This window comes from Streptomyces sp. RPT161, from assembly GCF_027533845.1.
In the GTDB taxonomy this organism is placed as follows: Bacteria; Actinomycetota; Actinomycetes; order Streptomycetales; family Streptomycetaceae; genus Streptantibioticus_A; species Streptantibioticus_A silvisoli_A.
In genome coordinates this window covers 65,187-88,544 of sequence record NZ_JAPZVN010000001.1, presented here as the reverse complement: position 1 = coordinate 88,544, position 23,358 = coordinate 65,187, and the positions used below count along the sequence as shown (strand labels likewise).

The window sequence follows — 23,358 nt, the reverse complement described above, 5'->3', positions numbered from 1 at the left end:
GTTGCCACGACTTTCGCACGGAGGGCGCGGGGGAGACAAGCGGGCATTTCCGGCACTAAGGCCATATCGGGTGTACCACCGATCGAATTGAAGGTGATACGCGCCACCACCCTTGAAAGTGGTGGCTACGCGCCAGTAATGACCTTGCATGGCCCTGAATCGATATGCGGCACTCGTTGCGGATGGCGGCGGTTCACCGGGCGGCGCCCATGACTGCCACGTATCGTGATGAACCATTACCAATTGTGCGCAACGGCTCCGGGGTGGCCGACGCCCCGGACCGCGGGAGGCCGCTCCATGACGTCCGGCACCTTGCTCCAGCAGATCACCGACTACGCCAACCGCGCCGACCCGTATCCGTTCTACGCCGAGCTGCGCAGCACCCCGGTGGCCCGCCAGGACGACGGCACCTACCTCGTCGGCACCTACTACGAGATCAGCGGTCTGCTGCACGACCCACGGCTCAGCTCCGATCCGCGCAACCTCGCCGACCGGCGGGGCCGGCTGACCGAGGAAGAGGAGGCCGGACTGCCGCCCTCCTTCATCCGGCTCGATCCCCCCGAGCACGACCGGATGCGCCGCCTGGCGATGCGCGCCTTCGGCCCACCGCACAACCCGCGCCGCATCCACGGCATGCGCGGCGAACTGCTGCGGATCGTCACCGACGTCATCGACGAACTGCACGGCAAGGAGCGGTTCGACCTGGTGGACGACGTCGCCTATCCGTTTCCGGTCACGGTGATCTGCCGGCTGCTGGGCGTCCCGCGCGAGGACGAGCCGCGCTTCCACGACTGGGCCGACGACATCGTGGGCGGCCTGGACCTCACTCCCGGCCAGGACTTCACCGAGCGGCAGCGCACCGCCCAGCGGGCCCGGGTCGAACTCGGCGGATACCTCGGCGGACTCATCGACCAGCGCCGCCGAAACCCGGGCGACGACATGCTCTCGGCACTCGCCACCGACCAGGGCCCGGACGGGCGGATGTCGCCGATCGAACAGATCACCACCGCCGTACTGCTGCTGATCGCCGGGCACGAGACCACCGTCAACCTCATCACCAACGGCATGCTCACCCTGCTGCGCCAGCCGCAGCACCTCGAACGGCTGGCGAAGGAACCGGACCTGGCGGTACCGCTGGTGGAGGAACTGCTGCGCTACGAGCCGCCGGTGCAAATCCTGCCGCAACGCGTCGCGTTGGCCGACATCGAAATCGCCGGAACCGTCATCCCTGCGGGCGCCCCCGTCTGGCTGGCCCTGGCTTCCGGCAACCGCGACCCGCGCCGGTTCCCCGATCCCGACCGCTTCGACCCGGACCGCCAGGACAACCAGCACCTCGGTTTCGGCGGCGGTATCCACCTGTGCTTCGGCGCCCCGCTGGCCCGGCTGGAAGCCCAGATGGCGCTGACCGAGCTGTCCCAAAGACTCCGCAACCCCCGCCTGCTGGAGGACCCGCCTCCGTATCGCCGCAGTCCCATCCTGCGGGGGCCACGACACCTGCCGGTGGCCGTGGACGGGACGCAGGAGGCGCGGCCTACACCGTGAGACGGGGGCTGGACGAGCCGTCCAGCCCACACCCTGAGGGTGGTTCGCGGTCCGCGGCGACGGGTCGCGGCGGATGCCAACTCGGTTGCCACCGAACACGGTTCGGGCGGCGGACGGACATCCACCGCATGTACGGACATCCACCGCATGTACCCAGGCGCGCCGCCGAACACATGGTCCGGGCACCTGACGGCCCGTGACGCCACGCCGTAGTGTCGGGCCATGGAGACTCCGCAAAGCCCCCGCCCGACGGTCGGTGACCGCTTCCTGGCCGGGCGCACCGCGCTGGTCACCGGGGCCGCCAGCGGCATCGGCCGGGCCTGCGCGATCGCGTTCGCGGCCGCCGGGGCCCGGGTCCATGTCGTGGACCGGGCCGGGGAGGCGGCCAGGCTGGTCGCGGACGAGACCGGCGGCACCGCCCACGTCGTCGACCTCGCCGACCCCGACGTGGTCGACACCCTCCCGGACGACGCCGACATCGTCGTCAACAACGCCGGGTCACAACATGTCGCGCCGCTCCAGGACTTCCCGCCGGAGCGCTTCGCGCTCATGCAACGGGTGATGGTGGAGACGCCGTTCCGCATCCTCCACCGCACCCTGCCGCACATGTACGGACGCGGCTGGGGCCGCGTGGTCAACATCTCCTCGGTGCACGGTCTGCGGGCCAGCCCGTACAAGGCCGCCTACGTCGCCGCGAAGCACGCCCTGGAGGGGCTCAGCAAGGTGGTGGCGCTGGAAGGCGCGGCACACGGCGTCACCAGCAACTGCGTCAACCCCGGTTACGTACGAACCCCGTTGGTGGAGCAGCAGATCAACGCCCAGGCCACCGCGCACGGCATCCCGGAGGCCGAGGTCGTCGAGCGCGTGCTGCTGGAGCGCACCGCGATCAAGCGGCTGATCGAGCCCGAGGACGTCGCCCAGACCGCACTGTGGCTGTGCACCGCGCACGCCGCCCACATCACCGGCGCGTCCCTGCCGTTGGACGGCGGCTGGACCGCCCACTGACCAACTCGCCCCCGCGCCCGCGCAGTCGGCGGCTCTACTCCCAACTCGCCGTCGTGCCCGCGCAGTCGGCGGCGCACACGGCCGCGCGGCGGGCGAGCGCGATCAGCGCTCGGTAGCTGGGCGATGCACAGGCCGCCGTGGACGTTGGAGCCCAGGCGGTGGTCCCCCATCCCGCCCCTCAGCTGGGGAGGGGAAGGGGACCACGGTCAGAGCCGTTTCGAAAGGAGCCTCTCCGCGTTACCTGGTCGCGGGTTTGGCGTGCTTGCCGCTGCTGCGATGCGGGGACGAAGTGGGCTTGGCTTTGTGGTGGGCGTGTGCGTGGGCTTCGTCGGCCGCTCGGGCCTGGTACTGCCCGACATCGAGGAAGGCACGGATGATCTCGGGGTTGTCGCTGTCCAAAGCCTTTTGCCCAGCCTTCATCAGTGCGGGACCGACGGGGCCGCTCAGGATACGGGCGATACGTACCCGATCATCTTGGAAGCGGATGTTGTCCTGTTCGACGTCCAGGAAGTACTGCACGTCCTGGGCGGTGCCCCGCAACGCCGCCTGGCCCGCCGCCTTCATGTTGGAGCTAGCGGTATTAGCACCGATGATCTGACGGACGCGAGCTCGATTGTCCTCATCGCGGGCTTGGTACTGGCCGACTTCGAGGAAGTAGCGGATCTTTTCGCGGTCGCCGCTGCTGAGCGCAAGGTCGCCGGCTCTGCTCACTGCTGGTCCGCCCACGCTGATGATCTGGGCCGTGCGGATGCGGTCGTCGTTGTCCCGCGCGACGTACTGGCCGGTCTCCAGGAAGTGCCGCATGTCGGCCGCGGTGCCGTTTAGCGCATGCTGGGCGGCCTCGCGCAGGTACTTCCTGGTGTTCGGGGCCGCGAGGATCTTCTCGATCGCGACCCGGTCCTCATCCGGGGAGGTGATCGCTCCTGGCGGAGTGTTGATCGCAGTCTGGGTGACGGGCGGGGTTGCCGGGGTGGTGAGCGGCGACGCACTCGGCGCGGCGGGCGCACCGGTCGGGTGGCTGTCGGGGATGGTGCGGGCTGGCGGGGTGTGGGGCGTCGCGAGGGCTGGCGAGGAGAGGCCGACGGCCGGTGCCACAGCGGCCGCAGCGGTGATGATCAGCTTCTTCATATGCGATTCGGATGCCTTTCCGTGCGTTGAGGCACGTGCGTTTCCTGGATCGTCGGCGTCTGCTGCCGGGGAGCGTCGGGGCTGTCGGCGCAGGGGCGGGGCCATGCGGCCGGTCGGGTGCGGCGACCAGAAGGAAGGGGAGAGGGGCGGACCACGCCCTGCGGCGGAGACGACAACGAGACGCCGCCGGGCGTGGCGCTACGGCGGTTACCCCGCGTGCCGGGTGGGTCAGGGAACGATCCCTGCCCGTGCTGCACTGCCGCGTTAGGGCGCTAGGGGGATCTCGTCGTGGAGACCGGTGGCGTCGACGCCGGGGTAGAGGGTGAGGCGGCCGGTGTTCCAGCGGACGAGGACATCGTTGGGGACGGTGTTGGTGGTGAAGGCGCCTGCGGCGACGACGGTGGCGTTGGCCCAGGCGGATTTGGCCTTCTCGATTTTCATCTCGCCGGGTAGGCCCTTGGTGGTCAGGCCGGGGTAGATGGTGGTCTCGCCGTCCTTCCATCGCACGAGTAGGTCACCGGTGGTTTTGCCGGCGAACTCGCCTGAGGTGATCTGGTCGGCGTAGGTCCAGGTGGTGTTGGGCTTGGCCAGCTGCGTCTCGCGCTTGACGCCATTGGCGGCGAGATCGGTGTAGAGGGAGGTCTCTCCGTCCTTCCAGACCACGACCAGGTCGTCACGGCGCCCGCCGGGGGTGTAGCGGCCAACGGTCATCTGCCGGGCGTTCTTCCACGTGGCGTTGGGCGCGGCGAGTTGCTTCTCGCCGTGGAAGCCGTGGGCGTCGACGGTGGTGTACTGGGTGAGTTTCCCGTCGTCCCAGCGCACGATCAGGCCGTCGGTGTTGCCACCGGTGAAGTTGGCGCTGTCGATGGAGACGGCCTTGGCCCATGCGCCCTTCGACGGTGCCAGGCGGTACTCGGCCGCGAAGGGCCGTGCCGGATCGTTGCCGTCGGCGCCCTGGTAGAGGGTCACTTCGCCGTCGATCCATTGGACGATGAGGTCCATGTGGCGGGTGCCGCCTGCCGAGCCACCGGTGTAGTAACCGGCGGTCATCTGCTGGGCGTACTTCCAGGGCGCTTTGGCGAAGGTGCTGGAGTAGCGGATCTGTTGGATCCAGGCGGCCAGATCGTCGACCCGGGTGGCCAGTGCCGCGGTGCGGGTCTCTGGTGAGTCGAGGCAGCCGCCTTGCCAGGAGCGGGTGGCCACTGCGGCCAACTCGGGGCCTCCACTGCTGGTTTGGCGGAGCAGGGGTGCGCCGGTGTCGCCCTTGCACAGGGCTGCCTGGGTGCCGGGCTTGGCGTTGATGGCGAGGGTGGTGTTCTGCGGGGCGTCGATGGTGAAGGCGCCGGTGTGGGGGCGGTTGGGTACCCACTCGTCCTTGGTGCGGCCGTAGCCGACAGCGGTGAGTTCGTCGCCTCCTGCCGGGGCGGTGGAGGTGATGGCGAGGGCGGGTATGCCGGTGACGGGTTTGGCCAGGCGGGCCATGACCAGGTCGCGGTCGGGGCGTGGCACCAGCTGTGTGACATCGACGACGGCGCCGGTGGTGCCGGTCAGGTCGGTGCGGCCGATGGTCGCGGTGGTCTTCCCCTTCGGTGCCCCGGCCGCGACTGTGGAGCCTTGCTGGGGGTCGTCGGCGAAGCAACTGCTCGCGGTGAGGATCCACTGGTCGTCCACGACAGTGCCGGTACACGAGCGCTTCGCGTCGCCCATGGTGATGTCCAGCTTCGCCAGGTACGGGTAGGCGCCGTCCTGGGCCGGGTCACCTACCACGGCATGGGCTGCCGTCCCGGTGAGCAGCCCGACCGTCGCGGCGGCGGTGGTGGTGACAAGTGCGGTGATCCACGCGGCACGTGGACGTCTGCCAGGCATGTGTGCGTCTTTCAGAAATGGAGGTTGCCGAAGGGGCGAACTGGCGTAAGGAGGGGCGGGTTCAGCCGGTGACGCGCAACTCGACGAGGACGGCGCGCTTTCCGCTGGTGCCGGACTCGCCGAAGGGCTGGTAGTCGTTCTTCCCGGCTTCTACGACGGTTTCCTTGTCATCGCTTTTGACCGTGGCCTCGACGGGATGGTCCTGGGTCCAGATGCCGTAGGCATCGGGCAACTCGAGGGTCAGCTCACCCTGCTTGCCACTGACCGCGAAGCAGAACTGCTTCTGAGCGGTCCGCGACTCCACCATGATCGCGTGCGGGGACTTGCAGTCGGTCAGCAGGATGTGGCCGTCACCCCGCTTGAGGAGGATCTGCTTGTCCTGGAAGATCTTCGCCGCTCCCGGATAGGCGAAGTCCTCCACGGCTGAGGGCATCGCGTCATCGGCGGAAGAGGCCGTGGGGGAGACGGGCGGGGCCGGGGTGGGGTCGGGTTGGGCGGCCTGCGCGGTGGTCAGGGTCGCAACTGCGGCGCTGATGGCCAGCGCCCCGGCAACGCCCGTCATGACGAGCCGTCTGCCAGTGGGTAGCACGGTGTTTTCCTTCCTCATGGTAGTACCGGCACAACAGTGAAGCGTCTGTGAACTTCCTATGTAATGCCTGTGTAAGGATGCTACCGGTACACATCGCAAGCACTGCGCCTAGCCGCAAATGACGGCCCATTGGCCAGTGCGCCCACATGCCACGACGAGGTGCACGGCTCGACCAGCCGCACCCGCATGTGTGCCGAGCTAGGACCGAACTCATATATTTCTCAGGGGGGATGGGCCTGTGAAACGGCCAGCGCGCTCACCAGGAGCGCCATCCAAGAACACGGCAACGGGAACCTACGGACGCATGCCTGGCCTGCGCGGTGCGTGCGCCACCCTGCTGCCGATCACGCTCGCTGCCAGTCTCCTGGGCGCCAGCCCAGCCGCCGCGGACGACGAGGACTCGTACGGGATATCCGACCGCGCTTTGGTCGTTGACCTGTGGCAGAACGGTGGCCCGGGAATCAGGGCGGCGGCGGAGAAAGCCCTGGTGGGCTCGGGCGAGGACGTCAAGAAGTTCCTCGCCGACAAGGACAGCATTCAAAACGATGACGACCGCGTCGACGCCAGCCGCATCTTCAACGTGGGTGGCACCGCAGTGCGGGAAGCCGCCAAGAACGCCCTCAATGGCACCCCGGACCAACTGCGTACCTTCCTCATCGACGGCTGGAAAGCCCCGCTGCAGGAGGACCAGCGGGTGGAGGCATCACGGGTCATCAACTTTGGCGGCCCCGGAGTCAAGCAGGCAGGTATGGCGGCCCTGAAGGGCAGTCCGGACGACGTCGCCCAGTTCTTGAAGGCCGGCCAGTACCAGGCGCGTGAGACCGATAATCGGGTCGAGGTCTCCAAGATCATCAACGATGGTGGGCCGGCGGTGAAGGCGGCCGGCAAGCTGGCCTTGCAGGGCACCCCGGATGATGTGGTGGAGTTCTTGGAGGTCGGGCAGTTCGTGGCCCGCAACAAGGACCAGGAACACGCCACCATCGACCAACTCGTCGACCAGGCACAGAAGGCCGGGGTGCGGGCTCAGGCCGCCACCGATGCCGCCAAGGCGGCCTCCGCCCGCGCCAAGGCGGCTTCGGCTTTGGCCAAGGAGGATGCGCAGCGGGCGGCCAAGGAGACGAAGGCGGCCAAGAGCGACTCCGAGCGGGCGGCGGCCAAGGCCGGGCAGGCGGCGGCCGCCGCGCGGGCCGCCGCCGATGCGGCGCAAGAGGCGATCGGTGCGGCGAACGCGGCGAACCAGTCGGCGCGCGTCGCGGCAATGGCTGCCGCGCAGACCGCCGCCGCTGCGGTGGCCGCAGCTGACGCCGCCTCGCGGGCTTACGATGCCGCAGCCGCTGCGGCCGGTGATGCCGGGAAGGCGGCGGAAGCCAAGAACGCCGCGGCCACCGCCCGTAAGGCGGCAGCGCTCGCTGCCACCTCCGCGCGGGCCGCCCAGGCGGCCGGAGATGCCTCCCGGGCAGCCAAGGCCGCCGCGGCGGACTCCCTGTCCGCAGGCGCCGACGCCAATGCCGCCGCCGATGCGGCGGATGAGGCGAACGTCGCCGCCGATGCGGCCGGGGTCCACTCCAACGAGGCCGCGCAGGCGGCTGCGGAGACGCGTCGGCACGCGGCGGAGGCCAACCGGGCGGCCAATGCCGCCCAGGCGCTGGCGGACGAGTCCGCGGACGCGGCCTACGCGGCACGCGATGCGGCCAATTCGGCCGCCGATCACGCGAACAAGGCCGCGGACGCGGCCGAGGACGCTGCCAAGCACGCCGGTCAGGCCGCGGACGCGGCCAAGCAGGCCGACCAGCATGCTGACGCCGCCAAGAAGGCCGCCGACACCGCCGAGCAGGCTGCTGCGACCGCAAAGAAGGTGTTCGACATCGCTCGCAAGAGCGAGGCAGAAGACCTCACCACACGCACCAACGCCGCCATCGAACGCGCCCGTTCACAAAAGGACCAGGACGACCAGGCCACCTCTGACGCCGCCGCCGCCCTGAGCGAAGCCCGCGGCCTGGACGACACCGCCCAAACACTGGCCACCCAAGCCGCCAAGCCCAACCCGGACACCAAAGCTCTGGCGACCCAGGGACGCCAACTGGCTCTCAAAGCCTTGAAGGAACTCGGCCCTTTCAGTCAGGAAGCGGCCACCCGAACCTTGTCCGGCACCGACAACGACGTCCTCGACTACCTGCGCACCGGCTGGCAGAACGCCAAGGCGCAGGACACCCGCCAGAAGGTCTTCGAGCTCACCACCCAAAGCCCCTACGAGGCGGTACGCACCGCTGCGGTCGATGCCTTGAAGGGCGGTGACCAGCAGGTTGCCGACTTCTACACCACCGGCCAGTACACCGTGGCCAACGATGACCTGCGGGTGAAGGTCTCCCAGATCAACAACACCGGCGGGCCCGGCGTCAAGGAAGCCTCCAAGGCCGCCCTGGCAAGCAACGAGCCCAAAACCCTGGCCGCCTTCATCGCCAACGGCCAGTACGTCGCCCGAAACGACGACGAACGCGTCGCCGCCTCCAAACTGGTCAACGACGGCGGACCGGAAGTGAAGGCAGCGGCCAAGATCGCCCTGTCGGGTCCGGCCGACCAACTGGACGACTTCCTCCAGGTCGGTCAGTACATGGCCGATCGCAAGGACCAGCTCGCCGCGACTCACAACGCCCAGATGAAGGGCCTGATCGCGCAGGCATCCGTGATCGCGGCCAAGGCCCGGCAGAACAGCTGGCTCGCCGCCAAGGCCGCAGCCGACGCCCACAAGTCCGCAACCGACGCCCAGAAGGCCGCCGCCCAGGCAGCCAACTCGGCGAAACAGGCCCAGGGTTATGCCCACGACGCCGACGTTGCCGCCACCAGCGCGGAGAACTCCGCGGCACAGGCTTCGAAGTCAGCTGCCACCGCGCGCAACGCGGCCGACGCCGCCGACCGCGACGCCGACGCCGCCACCGACTCCGCTGCCCAGGCCTCCTTCAACGCCAACTACGCACGCACCTCCGCCGCGCAAGCCAATGAAGCCGCCGACGACGCCCGCACCTCCGCACAAGCGGCAGGTAAGAGCGCCAACGACGCCGAGACCCTGGCCTCCCAGGCGTGGCAGAGCACGATGGACAAGCGCCGCGCCGAAGAAGCCGAAGCACGACGCAAGGCGGAAGAGGCACGCAAGGCCCAAGCAGCCAAGCAGCCCCGGCGCTGCATCCCCAGCCCCAACCACGAAATCGCAGGCCTCCTGCCCTGCGCACTGGCCCCCGGCGACTTCGTCATCGACACCACACCACCCGACCCCACCCTGACCGCCATCACCTGGGAACTCCTCGGCCTCAACGACCTCAAGGACTGCATCACCCAACCCACCCTCGGCAAATGCGCCACCTTCGCCATGATGGTTCTCCCCATCGGCAAAATCAAGGCTGTTGAGAGAATAGCCAAGGGCGTCGAAGGAGCAGCCGAGGAATCACGCACGGTCTGGGGTGCGATCAAGGCAACACAGCCGAATTATCCCGGCAGCAGTCTACCGAAATCTTTCGAGCTAACTGCCGACGATGTACACGTCTGGGTGCACCCAAATGCGACCGAACATATCGCGGAATACCTGTCGGGTATGACCAAGCGAGGGACGACAAAGGCTCAGCTAGATCTGGCGACCCAGGCGCAGCTCGACAGCCTGCGAGCAGCGGTCAGCGACGCTTCGAAGGGGGGCATTCCCTTTGATAAGGTGGTCACGGCCGGCGGCTGGGAGCTGAAATTCAGTGCACCGAGGCGCGAAGGTCAACTCCCCGCATTGATCCACGCCCTGCCTCTACAATGATTGGCAATGCAGATGATCCGAGTAGTTGATTCGATAGCTTGCTCAGAGGCGAGCTTGGAGTGCGATCCTTGGATCCCGTTGAAGGTCACCTGGGAGCCTCGCCCAGTGGAAACGCCTTTGTACCTAAGGATCTCGGGCTCTAACGGTGGAGAGGTTGAGGTGAAGGTCGATCCCACTACCGGAATGCTCGTGCAGGTAGTTGTCATCGAGGAACCCAGGCAGGTATCGGGAACCGGCCCCCTGCCGACCGAGCCGAAAACGCAGCAGCACTCCCCGGTCATCGAGCGCACCCCGTGGGGGCTAGGACACGGCTCGGATGCGTTGACCCACAGCGTCTCGGTGGTCTCGGCCGTCGAGGACATAGGTTTCGTTCGAACCGCTGATCACATTGAGTTGGTCTTTGTCGACCAAAAGCCAGCACGTTATGTACGCTGCGGAAACGTGGCGGTTGCGGTATCCGATCAGGGAGGCATGGCAGCGATCAGGGCACTTTTGTAAGCTCTGACAGGCCCGCCAAGGGCCTGGAGGCGGCTCCACGTGAGGGCGGAAGCAGGTCCAGCTGTACAATTCAGAGACTTCGCAGCCGTACCGAAGAAAGCCCGCCCGGTTGGCGAATTCAAGGTGGAGTGACAATACCTTTGACCATGCGGCCGCGGCCAGGAGCTTAGCCAAGCGCTCGGTTGGGATTTCTCAGCCGAGCGCTTTGCGTGCCTGTCGAGTCCTGCGGACCAGTTGGATGACTTCCTTCAGGTCGGCCGATATATGGCTGACTGTATGGATCAGCTCGCCGCGACTCACAACGCCCAGATGAAGGGCCTGATCGCGGAGGCATCCGTGATCGCGGCCAAGGCCCGGCGGGCGACCTGCATTGTTTCAGCACACCTCATTTCCCTGATTTGGGATGGAAGCAGCAATTTTGCTGGTTAAGCTGTTGGTGTGGTGTCTGACTGTTGCTGCACCGGATTAGGCCGGGGGCGACGTGACTGGAAAATTGCCAATTATGACTGAAGCGGGCTTTCCAATGTACGTGGTAGTCGATGAAGAGTCTGGAGACACGCTTGTCACCGCCGAAGAAGTGGCAGGCTTTTTTGTCGACCCGCAAGAGGAACTCCCGGAAGTGGCCTTCCTGAGGGTTCACGATCTCAACAAGAGCAGGCGTAGAGCTGAAGACGCGGCACTGGAGATTGTGAACCGCCGAGGGGAGAGGATCGGAGAGTACCCGGTTGGTCGAGTTGTGTACGGCGATATGGGAGCAGAATCGGCGGACGGCAAAATTTCGAGCGTCTCAATCCGGCACTTTGACACTCGTTGCGAATATCCCGAAGCTGCGGAAATTTGGCGGCGCTGGGCAGCGGACGCAGCTCTGGAGAAGGGCGAATGGCTTCGGTGGCCGGTGAGCTATCAGAGCTCCTGGCTGCATGTGGTTCAGAATTCTTGGTTCACATCGAATCGCAGGGCTGCTCGCTACGGGGTCGACGACGTCGTATATCTGGACGGCTCGCACATCTCTACGAAGTCGGGATTCTTCTGTGCATTGGGAGAGGCGGTCAATGGTCCTGGTGGATACTTTGGCTCAAACCTTGACGCCGTTGCGGACTGCATGTATTCGAGCTTCGGAGAGGGGCCTCCGGCGGCAATCGTCTGGCGAAACTTTCAAGCATCCCAAGAGCCGCTAGGTCATGTTTTTGTGGACTCGATAATTGACGTCATGCGTGAATTTAGCGTAGATGTTACTACTTGCTGAGTAGTCGCCAGTCGCGGACTAAGTGCCACTCTGACCCACTCCGCGCCACAGATCTGACGACGGATCGTTGAGACGCTGTTGTCTCTCCGAGCCTGATGGGTGGGTCTTTGCAGGTCCATGAAGTCTCGCCCGGTACGGGTGGGTTGGGTCGTCCTCGCTGAAGCGGCAGAGCGTCTGGGAGTGACGGCGTCATGGCTACGCACGGAGTCCTCCGCCGGAAGGATCACGTACCAGCAGATCCGGAGTCACCGGATGTTCAGCGAGGAGAACCTTGAGCGGAACGTGAAGGACGCATACCGGCCGAGCAATGGGAGAACTCGGTAAGACAGGGGCTGACTCCGTGCGCCAGGTGGCACATTCCCAAGGTGACTAGGCGGAGACACGCCTTCTGGGCCATCTCGCAGCTCCGCCATGACACCTGAGACGCCTATCCGCTCAGCACTCGATGACGTTCACCGCGAGCCCGCCGCGGGCCGTCTCCTTGTACTTGACCTTCATGTCCGCGCCCGTCTCCTTCATCGTCTTGATGACCTTGTCCAGGGAGACGTGGTGGCGGCCGTCGCCGCGTAGGGCCATGCGGGCGGCGGTGACGGCCTTGGCGGAGGCCATGCCGTTGCGTTCGATGCACGGGATCTGGACCAGGCCGCCGACCGGGTCGCAGGTCAGGCCGAGGTTGTGCTCCATGCCGATCTCGGCGGCGTTCTCCACCTGCTCGGGGGAGCCGCCCAGGACTTCGGCGAGGCCGCCCGCGGCCATGGAGCAGGCCGAGCCCACCTCGCCCTGGCAGCCGACCTCGGCGCCGGAGATCGAGGCGTTCTCCTTGAACAGCATGCCGATCGCACCGGCCGCCAGCAGGAAGCGGACGACGCCCTCTTCCTTCTCTGCTTCGGAAGCGTGGCCGGCCCCGAAGTTGACGTAGTAGTGCAGCACCGCCGGAATGATGCCCGCCGCGCCGTTGGTCGGGGCGGTGACCACCCGGCCGCCCGCCGCGTTCTCCTCGTTGACCGCCATCGCGTACAGCGTCACCCACTCCATGGCCCGCGGCGCGGCGTCGCCCTCGGCACGCAGCTGGCGGGCGGCGGCCGCCGCCCTGCGGCGCACCTTCAGGCCGCCGGGGAGTATGCCCTCACGCGTCATGCCGCGGCGTACGCAGTCCTGCATGACCTGCCAGATCTCCAGCAGCCCGGCGCGGATCTCCGCCTCGGTGCGCCATGCCTTCTCGTTCTCCAGCATCAGCGCCGGAATCGACAGACCGGTCTCCCGCGCCATCCGCAGCAGTTCGTCACCGGTGCGGAACGGGTACTTCAGGACAGTGTCGTCGAGCTTGATCCGGTCCTCGCCGACCGCGTCCTCGTCCACCACGAAACCGCCGCCGACCGAGTAGTAGGTCTTCTCCAGCAGCGGCGCGCCCTCGGCGTCGTAGGCGAACAGCGTCATGCCGTTGGCGTGGTACGGCAGCGAGCGGCGGCGGTGCAGGATCAGGTCCCGGTCGAAGTCGAAGTCGATCTCCTGCGCGTCGAGCAGCCGCAGCCGCCCGGAGGTGCGGATCCGCTCCACCCGGTCGTCCGCGGTGTCCACGTCCACCGTGCGCGGCGCGTCGCCCTCAAGGCCGAGCAGTACCGCCTTCGGCGTGCCGTGCCCGTGACCGGTGGCGCCCAGCGAACCGAAGAGTTCGGCGCGCACCGAGACGGTGTGTGCCAGCAGGCCCTCGTTCTTCAGCCGGAGGGCGAACAGCCGGGCGGCGCGCATGGGGCCGACCGTGTGCGAGCTGGACGGGCCGATGCCGACCGAGAACAGGTCGAAGACCGAGATGGCCAATGGGACTCCTTTGTCGGCGCGCGGGTGGTGCGCAGGGGTGGTGCGTGGCGCGGGGCACCGGCGCACTGTTCCCAGTGTGCGCGGTGCCCCGTCAACCGGCTGCGGGCTAGTTCAGGCCCGGGTACAGCGGGAACTTGGTGGCGAGCGCCGTCACGCGCGCCCTGAGGCCCTCGGCCGTCCCGGCGTCGAAGGACGGCTTGAGCGCCTCGGCGATGATGTCCGCCACCTCACGGAACTCGTCCGCGCCGAAGCCACGGGTGGCCAGCGCGGGAGTGCCGATCCGCAGGCCCGAGGTGACCATCGGCGGACGCGGGTCGTTCGGCACCGCGTTGCGGTTGACCGTGATCCCGATCTCGTGCAGCCGGTCCTCGGCCTGCTGGCCGTCCAGCTCGCTGTTGCGCAGGTCGACCAGGACGAGGTGCACATCCGTGCCGCCGGAGAGCACCGAGACTCCCGCCTCCACCGCGTCCGGTCGGGTGAGCCGCTCGGCGAGGATCTTCGCGCCCTCCAGGGTACGGGACTGCCGCTCCCGGAACTCCTCGGTGGCCGCGGCCTTGAACGCCACCGCCTTGGCCGCGATCACATGCTCCAGCGGACCGCCCTGCTGGCCGGGGAAGACCGCGGAGTTGATCTTCTTGGCCAGCTCGGCGGTGGACAGGATCACGCCGCCGCGCGGGCCGCCGAGGGTCTTGTGCGTGGTGGTGGTCACCACGTGCGCGTGCGGCACGGGGGACGGGTGCAGCCCCGCCGCCACCAGACCGGCGAAGTGCGCCATGTCGACCATCAGGTACGCGCCGACCTCGTCGGCGATCCGGCGGAACGCGGCGAAGTCCAGCTGGCGCGGGTACGCCGACCAGCCCGCCACGATCAGCTGCGGCCGGTGCTCCTTGGCCAGCCGCTCCACCTCGGCCATGTCGACCCGGTTGGTCTGCGCGTCGACGTGGTACGGCACCACGTTGTAGAGCTTGCCGGAGAAGTTGATCTTCATGCCGTGGGTGAGGTGCCCGCCGTGCGCGAGGTTCAGACCCAGGATGGTGTCACCCGGCTTGAGCAGGGCGAACATCGCCGCCGCGTTGGCCTGCGCGCCCGAGTGCGGCTGGACGTTGGCGGCCTCGGCGCCGAACAGCTCCTTGACCCGGTCGATGGCGATCTGCTCGGCGACGTCGACGTGCTCGCAGCCGCCGTAGTAGCGGCGTCCGGGGTAGCCCTCGGCGTACTTGTTCGTCAGTACCGAACCCTGGGCCTCCATCACCGCGACCGGAGCGAAGTTCTCCGACGCGATCATCTCCAGGGTGGACTGCTGACGGCGCAGCTCGGCGTCGACGGCCGCCGCGACCTCCGGGTCGAACTCGTGCAGCGAGCTGTTGATCAGTGACATCGGTTCTCCCCCGGTCAGCCGCTGATGAAGGCGGTGTACTCGTCGGCGGTCAGCAGGTCGTCGGGCTCCTCGGTGACCCGGACCTTGAACAGCCAACCGCCTTCGAAGGGGGCGGAGTTGACCAGCGACGGGTCGCTGACCACGTCCTCGTTGACCTCGGTGACCTCGCCGTTGACCGGTGCGTAAAGGTCGCTCACCGACTTGGTGGACTCCAGCTCGCCGCAGCTCTCGCCCGCGGTCACGCTGTCGCCGACCTCCGGCAGCTGGACGAACACCACATCGCCGAGCGCGTCGGCGGCGTGCGAGGTGATGCCCACGGTGGACACGCCCGCCTCGGCGGCGGAGATCCACTCGTGCTCCTTGCTGTAACGCAGTTCCTGGGGGTTGATGCTCATGACGGAATTCTCCCGGATGTAAAGCCGTGCCGATGCGGCGGGTGGGCGTTCGGGCGGGTCGGCCCTGGGGACCTTCGCGCTGATGGGATCGGCGGTCAGCGGATGATCAACGCTGCCGCTTGTAGAAGGGGAGCGCCACGACCTCATACGGCTCGTGGCTGCCCCGGATGTCCACCGTGACGCCGGGCGTGCCGGGCGCGGCGTGCGCGGCGTCCACGTAGGCCATGGCAATCGGCTTGCCCAGGGTGGGCGAGGGCGCGCCGGAGGTGACCTCGCCGATCACCGTGCCGCCCTCGGCCGTCACCTGGTACCCGGCGCGCGGGACCCGGCGGCCCTGCGCGGCCAGCCCGACGAGCTTGCGCGGCGGGTTCGCGGCGGCCTGCTCGGCGGCCAGCTCAAGCGCCCGACGGCCGACGAAGTCGCCGGGCTTGTCGAACTTCACCACGCGGCCGAGCCCGGCGTCGAACGGCGTCAGGGCCGTCGTCAGCTCGTGCCCGTACAACGGCATGCCTGCCTCAAGGCGCAGGGTGTCCCGGCAGGACAGCCCGCAGGGAACCAGCCCGTACGGCGTGCCCGCCTCGGTGAGTGCCTGCCACAACGTTTCAGCGTCGGTGGGGGAGACGAACAGCTCGAAGCCGTCCTCGCCGGTGTAGCCGGTGCGGGCGATCAGCGCGGGCCGGCCGGCGACGGTACCGGGCAGGCCCGCGTAGTACTTCAGGCCGTCCAGGTCGGCGTCGGTCAGCGACTTCAGGATGGCGGGGGACTGGGGGCCCTGCACCGCGATCAGCGCGTAGCCGTCCCGGTCGTCGCGCACCTCGGCGTCGAAGCCGGACACCCGGTCGATGACCGCGTCCAGTACCACCTGGGCGTTGGAGGCATTGGCGACGACCATGAACTCGGCCTCGCCCAGGCGGTAGACGATCAGGTCGTCCAGGATCCCGCCGTCGGCGGCGCAGATCATGGTGTACCGGGCGCGGCCGACCGCCAGCGCGGACAGATGGCCGACCAGCGCGAAGTCCAGGGCCTCGCCCGCCTGCGGCCCGGTGACGGTGATCTCGCCCATGTGCGAGAGGTCGAACAGCCCGGCGGTGTTGCGCACGGCGTTGTGCTCGTCGCGCTCGCTTCCGTAGCGCAGCGGCATGTCCCAGCCCGCGAAGTCGGTCATGGTCGCGCCGAGCGCGCGGTGCACCGCGTCCAGCGCGGTACGGCGTGGAGCGGCGGGGGCGGTGGTCATTTACGGGCTCCCAGGTGCGGACGATGAGGCGTGGCGATGACAATCCTCCCCATCTGTCATCGAACCTGAGAGGTTCACCACGGCCCGGACGGGGCGCGGTTTGCACCTTGGGTGGGGTGGCCGGGGCCACCCGCTTTTCAGATGTGCCTCATCCGCGCGGTAACGGGGCCTGAGAGATTCAAGGGAGGACTTGCTCCTTCGGCGCCCCGGTGACGCTTTCGCACGTCGCCGGGAACTCTCCCGCACGGACTCGAACGGCCGGTATGGAGTTGGCGCGTGCATCATTACACGCCGCGCGGCGTACCGGCCAGGGCCGCTAGGGTTCCGCCAGGCACGACGATGACCGCAGGTGGGGTGGAGATGAACGTTCCGGCGCAGTACGGCTACGGATCGGGGGAGCACGAGCCGTACGGGACCGCGCAGCCCGGGCTGCCGCACGGCGGCGGCTGGCCCGGCAACGAACTGGAAGAGGTGCTCTCCGCCGCGCTCGGTGAGCCCGGCGCCATTCCGCGGGTGCTCGAAGTGCTCGGGCGCTCCCCGCTGTGGGTGCCGCTGCCGAACGGCGGCGGGCCGGACAGCCCCGATCTCGACCTGCCCGCGATGGAGTTGGACGGCGCCGCGTACATACCGGTGTTCAGCTCCGAGGAGCAGTTGGTGCGGGTCGCGCCCGGAATGCCCTTCGCGGTCGCACCCGCGCTGGAGTTCGCCCGCGGGCTGCCGCCGCGGGCCGGTATCGCGATCAACCCCGACGGCGCGGTGGGGCTGCGGCTGCCCGCCGCCGCGGTCGAGCAGTTCTGCCGGGGCGGGGCGCCGGGCGGCGGCCGGGTACGGCTGTGGGAGCCGGGGCCCGACGACGAGCCGGTGGACTTCCTCGCGGCCGCCGCGGGCGAGTTCGCGATCACCCCTGTGGTGCTCTCGGCGCGCCGCGTGCTGGGGTCGGTGGAGGGACAGCCGCCGACGCTGTTCGTCGGTGTCGAGCTGGACCGCTGGCAGGAGGAGGACCGGGCCGCCGCGATGAACGCGCTCGGCCGCGCCCTCGGGGCGGTGCCGGTGCCGTGGACGGTCAACCTGGTGCTGCTGGACATCGCCCAGGATCCGGTGGGCGACTGGATGCACGAACGCGTTCGGCCGTTCTTCGCGCGCGACTGAGAGCGGGGACCCGGGCCCTTCTGGGGCCCCGCCGCTAGGCTGGGGGGCCTGATTGGCGGACGGGGCGGACCGAGCGACGGAAGGGGCGGACTCCTAAGTGAACGCAGGCGTGGAGGACGCGCTGCGCCAAGTGGCGCCCGGCCGCTACGACATGTACGAGGCGCTGCTGCGCGCACTGGCCGACGGGCAGGTGTGGATGCTGCTCTGGCACGGCCAACCCGGTTCGCCCGACGCGCAGTACGGGAACATGGACGTCGGCGGGTACGGGTACGCGCCGTGCGTCACCTCCGCGCAGGAACTGGCGGCCAGCGGGTGGAACCGGGCGCACGAGTTGGTCACCGGGCGCGAGGTCGCGGCCGAACTGTACCGGGAGCGGTACGGGCTGTGGCTCAACCCGCACGCCCCCGGCGGGGGCGTCGGAGTGCCCTGGCTCGACCTGCGGCGGATCGCCTGCGGGCTCGACCGGCTGCCCGCCGGGCCGCTGCAGATCAGTGAACCCACCGTGCAGATGCCGCAGTTCTACGCCGCGCTGTCGCAGCACGCCCAGCACACGCCGGCGGTGCGCACGCTGTGCGCGGCCTGGGTACGGCCCACCCTCGGCGAGCCCTTCCTGGCGATCGGCGTCGGCCTGTACGAGACGGGGCCGCACGCGGTGGAGGCGGTCCAGACGATGATGCGGCAGGCCGCCGCGGGGGCGCCGGACGGCTTGGCGCTGTCCACGGTGTCACTGGCCGACGAGTTCGATCCCGTGGCGATGTGGATGCGGGCCGCGCGGCCGTTCTACGACCGCGCGGCGGGCCAGGCCCCGGCGCCGTCGGCCGGGAGCGCGGCCTGGCCCCCGCCCACCCCGGGCTGGCCGCAACGCCCCTACTAGCGCCTCGCCGACGGGAGTTCGCGGGGCTCCGGCGCGCTTTGACACCGTCGGCGTCTGCCGCGGGGGCTGCTCGCCGCCGCGGATTCACCTCGGGGGCAAGCCCCGAACCCCCGGGCGAGGACGAGTAGTTGGGCGCGCCCCGGTGCGAGTGGGTGCACCCCTCTGCCGGGAGCCTGGGGGCTTGCCTCCCAGACCGATCCCGCCACGGCGGCGCGGTGCCCGCACGCACCGCACCCAGAAGCGCACCGCCACTCAAGACACACCCCCGGTGTCAGCCGGACAGCGCTGCGGGCAGCAGGCCCAGTGGCGGGGAGCCAAGGGAAAGCAGCGCGGCGTGGAAGCGCTGGAGGGTGAACCCGGAACCCCACCGCTTCCTGGCCTCCTCGCGGAGGCGAAGAAGCTCCAGCTTGCCCCACGTGTAGCGGCCGTACGCCGCGTCGAACGTGCCGCGGCGGGCCTCCGACGCGGCCGCCGCACGGGCCAGGTGCGCGTCGCGGACGAAGAGTTCGGTGGCCTCCACGACATCCATCGCACCGGTGTGCAGTCCGATGGCGCAGGTCAGCCGGGTCACCCGGACCAGCGCCTCCAACGCCACCCCGATGGTGAACCGCGGATCGCCCGCCCGGAACCCCTCCTCCAGGCACATCTCCTCGGCGTAGTGCGCCCACCCCTCGCAGAACGTCAACGAGTGCAGTGCCCGCCGTACGTCGGTGGGCGCGTGCCGCAGCGCCCGGCCGTGCGCGAAGTGCCCGGGGGCCACCTCGTGCACGGTCACCGAGGGCAGCCCGGTGCGGCTGAAGAGGGTCAGCCACTCCTCCCGCTCGGCCGCGGGCCACCCCGCGCCGGGCGGAGTGACGTGGTACCAGGACGGGGCGTCGGCCTCGAACGGCGCCGCCCACGTCATCATCGCCGATGACCAGCGCCGGGACTCCGGTGCCGGGCCGACCCGGCACTCCCCGTCGAGGTACGGCACCAGTCCACGCTCGCGGGTGAACTCGATGACCTCGGCGGCCAGTTCGGCCGCCTCGGGGATCACCCCGTCCGCGTCGGGGTGGTCCGCCAGCAGCTCGGGCACCAACTCCCGTACCGGCCTGTGCGGATCGAGCGCCCGGCAGGCCTCCGCCAGCAGCTCGGCCAGCCGCTGTCGTTCCCGCTCCGCCGTCTCGGCCAGCGCCGACAGGTCGACGTCCACACCTTCCTGACTGCCCATCAGTGCGGCGAGCGCCGCGCCGCCCAGCCGGGGGTCCGGATCACCGGTCTCCGCGGCCCGGGCGATGTGCGCGACCAGCCGCTGGTGTGCGACGAGCGCGGTGGCCGTCTCCTGGTCCCGCGCCGGATCGAGCCCGGCCGCCAGGCCGCGTACCGCCGTCAGCAGTGCGCCCGCCACCGGTGCGCTGACCTGGTCCAGCGAGGCGATCGCGGCGTCCACGGCGTCCGGCCACTGGGCGAGGTGCCTGCGGCGGGCCGCGGCTCGCTCCGGCGCGGGCGCGTACTCGCGGCCGTACGCGGTGAGTTCGAGGTTCGACAGGTGCAGATAGGGGTCCCTGCGGTGCAGTTCCAGCTCACCGAACTGCACCCGCAGCCCCTCCTCGAAGACCGCCAGATGCGCCTCGTCATGCGGGTCGCGGCGGACCGGCGTGTCCCGCCGGGCCCTGGCCAGCGCGGTCAGCGAGCGCCGTACGCCCTCCGGCGACAGGTCCTGTACGACACCGTCGTACTCGTGCAGCCCGGCCATCTCGCGGACGACGGGAACCATCAGGTCGCAGACGGCTCGTAGTCGGTTGTCCATGGGACGACCGTATCTTCCGGAAACACGGCTGTGCCTGTCCGTTAACGACGGAGCGATAACGGAAGGTCACTGCCCAGATCACGGTTGCGCATCCATTCCCCCCGGGATCTGGCTAGTGATCTAGGTCACACAACAGACTCGCGCCGCAAGGTGCCCCACGTACGTCGCCCCCTCCGCCGCCGCCGGAGATCTCCGGCCGAGGACCCACGAGGACCGATGAGCGCACCGCCGCACGAGCCCGGCGCAGCAGGTTCCGCGCCCGCCGACATCACCGCCGACCTTCCGGCCAAGGCCATCGAGGGCCGCTCCCCGGGCCGTATCGCCTGGCTGCGGCTCAGGCGCGACAAGGTCGCGCTCGTCGGGGGCGCGGTCGTCGTACTGCTGGTCCTGGTCGCGGTCTTCGCGCCGCAGATCGTCGGCCTGCTCGGGCATCCGCCGGACCAACTGCACGAGGACCAGATCGACCCCAACCTGGGCACGCCGATCCACCCCTTCGGCGGCATCAGCCGCCACTTCCTGTTCGGGGTGGAACCGGTCAACGGCCGCGACATGTTCAGCAGGGTGGTCTACGGGGCTCGGGTGTCGCTGCTGGTGGCGTTCCTGGCCGCGGTGGTCGCGGTGCTGCTGGGCACCCTGTTCGGCATCGTCGCCGGGTACTTCGGCGGCTGGGTGGACGCGCTGGTCAGCAGGGTGATGGATCTGCTGCTGGCGTTTCCCCAACTGCTGTTCATCATCGCGCTGGTATCCGTGGTGCCCGACTCGCTGTGGGGGTTCACCGGTTCCGGGGTGCGGATGGCGGTGCTGATCGTGGTGATCGGCTTCTTCGGCTGGCCCTACGTCGGGCGGATCGTGCGCGGCCAGACCCTGGCGCTGCGCGAGCGCGAGTACGTGGAGGCGGCGCGAAGCCTGGGCGCGGGCCGCGGCTACATCCTCTTCCGGGAGCTGCTGCCCAACCTGATCGCGCCGATCACCGTGTACACCACCTTGATGATCCCCACCAACATCCTCACCGAGGCGGCGCTGAGCTTCCTCGGCGCCGGGGTCAAGCCGCCCACGCCGTCCTGGGGCCAGATGCTCGCGACGGCCGTCACCGTCTTCCAGGCGGACCCGATGTTCATGATCATCCCCGGCCTGGCGATCTTCGTCACCGTGCTGGCCTTCAACCTCTTCGGCGACGGTGTGCGTGACGCGCTGGACCCGAAGGGCACCCGCTGAACCCACCAACGCGCCGACCGATCATGGAGGTTGAGACACCCGTGATGTCCCCTCGGTCCACCCGGCTCACCCTGGCGGCAGGATCCGCCGTCGCCCTCGCCGCACTGCTCGGCACGGCCGCATGCAGCGGCGGCTCCGGCTCCAGCGGCGGCGGCACGGCGGCCGGTTTCAACGCCGCGGCCACCGGCGTCGTCCACCCGTCCACCGCCAAGGGCGGCACCCTGCGGTTCACCGCCGCCCAGGACTTCGACTCGCTCGACCCGCAACGTGGTTACTACGGTTTCATGTGGGACTTCGCCCGCTACTACACCCGCCAGCTCATCACGTACGACACCAAACCGGGCAACGCCAGCCTGAGGCTGGTGCCGGACCTGGCCACCTCGCTGGCGCAGGTCACGGACGGCGGCAGGACGTACACGTACCACCTGAGATCCGGTGCCACCTGGGAGGACGGCTCGCCCGTCACCGCCCAGGACGTGAAGTACGGCATCGAACGCACCTGGGCGCAGGACGTGATCACCGGCGGTCCGATCTGGCTGATGCAGAACCTCGACGACGGCCAGAAGTACCCCGGCCCGTACAAGGACCCCTCGTCCGACAAGCTGGGGCTGAAGTCGATCGACACCCCGGACAGCCAGACCGTCGTCTTCCACCTGGCCAAGCCCAACGGCGACTTCGAGCAGATGCTGGCGCTGCCGGAGGGCTCGCCGGTCAAGCGGTCCAAGGACACCGGGGCCAAGTACGGGCTGCGGCCGTTCTCCGACGGCCCGTACAAGTTCCTCACCTACCAGCCCAACAAGACGCTCGTGCTGGTCCGCAACGACAGGTGGCACAAGTCCTCCGACCCGATCCGCCCCGCCCTGCCGGACCGCATCGAGGTCACCTACGGCTCCAACGCGGACGACCTGGACAGCAAGATGCTGGGCGGTGACGCCGACCTCGACCTCAACCAGACGGGGCTCCAACAGGCCGCCAGGGTAAAGGTGTTGCGGGACCCGAGGCTCAAGGCGAGCACCGACGACCCCACCACCGGCTACATCCGCTACGTCTCACTGGTCCCGGCCATCAAGCCGCTCGACAACATCCACTGCCGCAGGGCGGTCATCTACGCGGCCGACCACAAGGCGCTGCAGACCGCGCGCGGCGGCCCGGTCGCGGGCGGCGACATCGGCACCAACATGCTGCCCGACGGCGTCAAGGGCGCCGACGTCAAGTACGACCCGTTCGGCCAGACCAGCAACGGCGGCGCGCCGGACCTCGCCAGGGCCAGGTCCGAACTCCAGCAGTGCGGAAAGCCGAACGGCTTCTCCACCACCATCGCGGTGCGCAACAACAAGCCCGCCGAGGTGGCCTCCGCCGTCGCCCTCCAGGCCTCGCTCAAGGCCGTCGGCATCAACACCCAGATCGACCAGTACGACGGCGCGCAGACACCGAACATCATCGGCGTGCCCAACGTGGTCCACAAGAAGGGCTACGGCCTGATCATCATGGGCTGGGGGCCGGACTTCTACACCGGCCAGGGCTTTCTGCAGCCGCTGGTGGACGGCCGGTTCATCCTGCCGAACGGCAACAACAACTACTCGGAGATCAACGACCCCACAATCAACGGCGAGTTCGACCAGGCCATCGCCACCACCGACGCCGACAAGGCCGGCCAGTTGTACTCCGACATCAACCACCGGGTGATGGAGGACGCCTACTACCTGCCGATCGTCTACGACAAGGCACTGCTGTGGCGCAGCGACCGGCTGACCAACGCGTACATCGCCACCTCCTACAGCGGCAAGTACGACTTCGTGTCGCTGGGCGTCGCGGGCGCGAAGTAGAGGGGGCGGGGCG

18 protein-coding genes and 1 riboswitch are annotated in these 23,358 nt (G+C 68.9%); of the genes, 10 read left to right on the top strand and 8 right to left on the bottom strand.

All coding sequences use genetic code 11. From position 1 onward, the window contains the following. Window positions 1–297: 297 nt before the first annotated feature. Together O5O46_RS00350 and O5O46_RS00345 are read left to right on the top strand one after the other, a co-directional pair. Window positions 298–1,542 carry a cytochrome P450 gene (locus O5O46_RS00350; protein WP_269853127.1) on the top strand — a complete coding sequence of 415 codons (1,245 nt, stop codon included), beginning with the start codon at window positions 298–300 and terminating at the stop codon, window positions 1,540–1,542. 222 nt (window positions 1,543–1,764) lie between these two features. Further along, window positions 1,765–2,547, top strand: coding sequence for a 3-hydroxybutyrate dehydrogenase (locus O5O46_RS00345; RefSeq protein WP_269853126.1), 783 nt, complete (start codon window positions 1,765–1,767; stop codon window positions 2,545–2,547). 237 nt (window positions 2,548–2,784) lie between these two features. Here O5O46_RS00345 and O5O46_RS00340 read toward each other — a convergent pair whose 3' ends face one another. The 3 genes from O5O46_RS00340 to O5O46_RS00330 form a co-directional block, all read right to left on the bottom strand. After that, the gene (locus O5O46_RS00340) at window positions 2,785–3,675 is read right to left on the bottom strand and encodes an ALF repeat-containing protein (protein WP_269853125.1); all 891 of its coding nucleotides are present in this window, start codon (window positions 3,673–3,675) and stop codon (window positions 2,785–2,787) included. A 264-nt stretch (window positions 3,676–3,939) separates the two neighbouring features. Then, a complete protein-coding gene (locus tag O5O46_RS00335; protein ID WP_269853124.1) occupies window positions 3,940–5,541 on the bottom strand; it encodes a S1 family peptidase in 1,602 nt (533 codons plus the stop codon). 61 nt (window positions 5,542–5,602) lie between these two features. Further along, window positions 5,603–6,103 carry a hypothetical protein gene (locus O5O46_RS00330; RefSeq protein ID WP_269853123.1) on the bottom strand — a complete coding sequence of 167 codons (501 nt, stop codon included), beginning with the start codon at window positions 6,101–6,103 and terminating at the stop codon, window positions 5,603–5,605. A gap of 331 nt (window positions 6,104–6,434) precedes the next feature. Here O5O46_RS00330 and O5O46_RS00325 point away from each other — a divergent pair, with 331 nt between their 5' ends. The 4 genes from O5O46_RS00325 (at window position 6,435) to O5O46_RS00310 (ending at window position 11,667) form a co-directional block, all read left to right on the top strand. Continuing rightward, window positions 6,435–9,923, top strand: a complete 3,489-nt coding sequence (locus O5O46_RS00325; RefSeq protein WP_269853122.1) for an ALF repeat-containing protein — start codon at window positions 6,435–6,437, stop codon at window positions 9,921–9,923. 6 nt (window positions 9,924–9,929) lie between these two features. Further along, on the top strand, window positions 9,930–10,421 hold the full coding sequence (locus O5O46_RS00320; RefSeq protein WP_269853121.1) for a hypothetical protein: 492 nt from the start codon (window positions 9,930–9,932) through the stop codon (window positions 10,419–10,421). Window positions 10,422–10,697: 276 nt separating this feature from the next. Next, window positions 10,698–10,850 carry a hypothetical protein gene (locus O5O46_RS00315; protein WP_269853120.1) on the top strand — a complete coding sequence of 51 codons (153 nt, stop codon included), beginning with the start codon at window positions 10,698–10,700 and terminating at the stop codon, window positions 10,848–10,850. Window positions 10,851–10,923: 73 nt separating this feature from the next. Continuing rightward, window positions 10,924–11,667 carry a barstar family protein gene (locus tag O5O46_RS00310; protein WP_269853119.1) on the top strand — a complete coding sequence of 248 codons (744 nt, stop codon included), beginning with the start codon at window positions 10,924–10,926 and terminating at the stop codon, window positions 11,665–11,667. Between the two features lie 435 nt (window positions 11,668–12,102). On the opposite strand, the gene O5O46_RS00305 is transcribed toward O5O46_RS00310, so the two are convergent. The 4 genes from O5O46_RS00305 to gcvT all read right to left on the bottom strand — a co-directional run bounded on the left by O5O46_RS00305 (window position 12,103) and on the right by gcvT (window position 16,492). Beyond that, window positions 12,103–13,485: an L-serine ammonia-lyase gene (locus O5O46_RS00305; protein WP_269853118.1), complete on the bottom strand. Its 1,383-nt coding sequence runs from the start codon at window positions 13,483–13,485 to the stop codon at window positions 12,103–12,105. Between the two features lie 106 nt (window positions 13,486–13,591). Then, window positions 13,592–14,863 (bottom strand): serine hydroxymethyltransferase, encoded by a 1,272-nt coding sequence (glyA, locus tag O5O46_RS00300; protein WP_269853117.1) that lies wholly within the window; start codon window positions 14,861–14,863, stop codon window positions 13,592–13,594. A 14-nt stretch (window positions 14,864–14,877) separates the two neighbouring features. Continuing rightward, window positions 14,878–15,258 carry a glycine cleavage system protein GcvH gene (gcvH, locus tag O5O46_RS00295; RefSeq protein WP_269853116.1) on the bottom strand — a complete coding sequence of 127 codons (381 nt, stop codon included), beginning with the start codon at window positions 15,256–15,258 and terminating at the stop codon, window positions 14,878–14,880. 106 nt (window positions 15,259–15,364) lie between these two features. Then, on the bottom strand, window positions 15,365–16,492 hold the full coding sequence (gcvT, locus tag O5O46_RS00290) for a glycine cleavage system aminomethyltransferase GcvT (RefSeq protein WP_269853115.1): 1,128 nt from the start codon (window positions 16,490–16,492) through the stop codon (window positions 15,365–15,367). A gap of 147 nt (window positions 16,493–16,639) precedes the next feature. Beyond that, window positions 16,640–16,745, bottom strand: a riboswitch (glycine riboswitch). 107 nt (window positions 16,746–16,852) lie between these two features. On the opposite strand from gcvT, the gene O5O46_RS00285 reads away from it, so the two are divergent. After that, window positions 16,853–17,641: an enhanced serine sensitivity protein SseB gene (locus tag O5O46_RS00285; RefSeq protein ID WP_269853114.1), complete on the top strand. Its 789-nt coding sequence runs from the start codon at window positions 16,853–16,855 to the stop codon at window positions 17,639–17,641. Window positions 17,642–17,792: 151 nt separating this feature from the next. After that, the gene (locus O5O46_RS00280; protein ID WP_269853868.1) at window positions 17,793–18,515 is read left to right on the top strand and encodes an enhanced serine sensitivity protein SseB C-terminal domain-containing protein; all 723 of its coding nucleotides are present in this window, start codon (window positions 17,793–17,795) and stop codon (window positions 18,513–18,515) included. A 271-nt stretch (window positions 18,516–18,786) separates the two neighbouring features. On the opposite strand, the gene O5O46_RS00275 is transcribed toward O5O46_RS00280, so the two are convergent. Further along, complete coding sequence (locus O5O46_RS00275; protein ID WP_269853113.1) at window positions 18,787–20,304, bottom strand: DUF885 family protein; 1,518 nt, start codon at window positions 20,302–20,304, stop codon at window positions 18,787–18,789. Window positions 20,305–20,520: 216 nt separating this feature from the next. Here O5O46_RS00275 and O5O46_RS00270 point away from each other — a divergent pair, with 216 nt between their 5' ends. Continuing rightward, entirely contained in the window at window positions 20,521–21,519 is a 999-nt protein-coding gene (locus tag O5O46_RS00270; RefSeq protein WP_269853112.1) for an ABC transporter permease, read from the top strand. Window positions 21,520–21,563: 44 nt separating this feature from the next. Beyond that, window positions 21,564–23,345 carry an ABC transporter substrate-binding protein gene (locus O5O46_RS00265; protein ID WP_269853111.1) on the top strand — a complete coding sequence of 594 codons (1,782 nt, stop codon included), beginning with the start codon at window positions 21,564–21,566 and terminating at the stop codon, window positions 23,343–23,345. The last annotated feature ends 13 nt before the right edge of the window (window positions 23,346–23,358 follow it).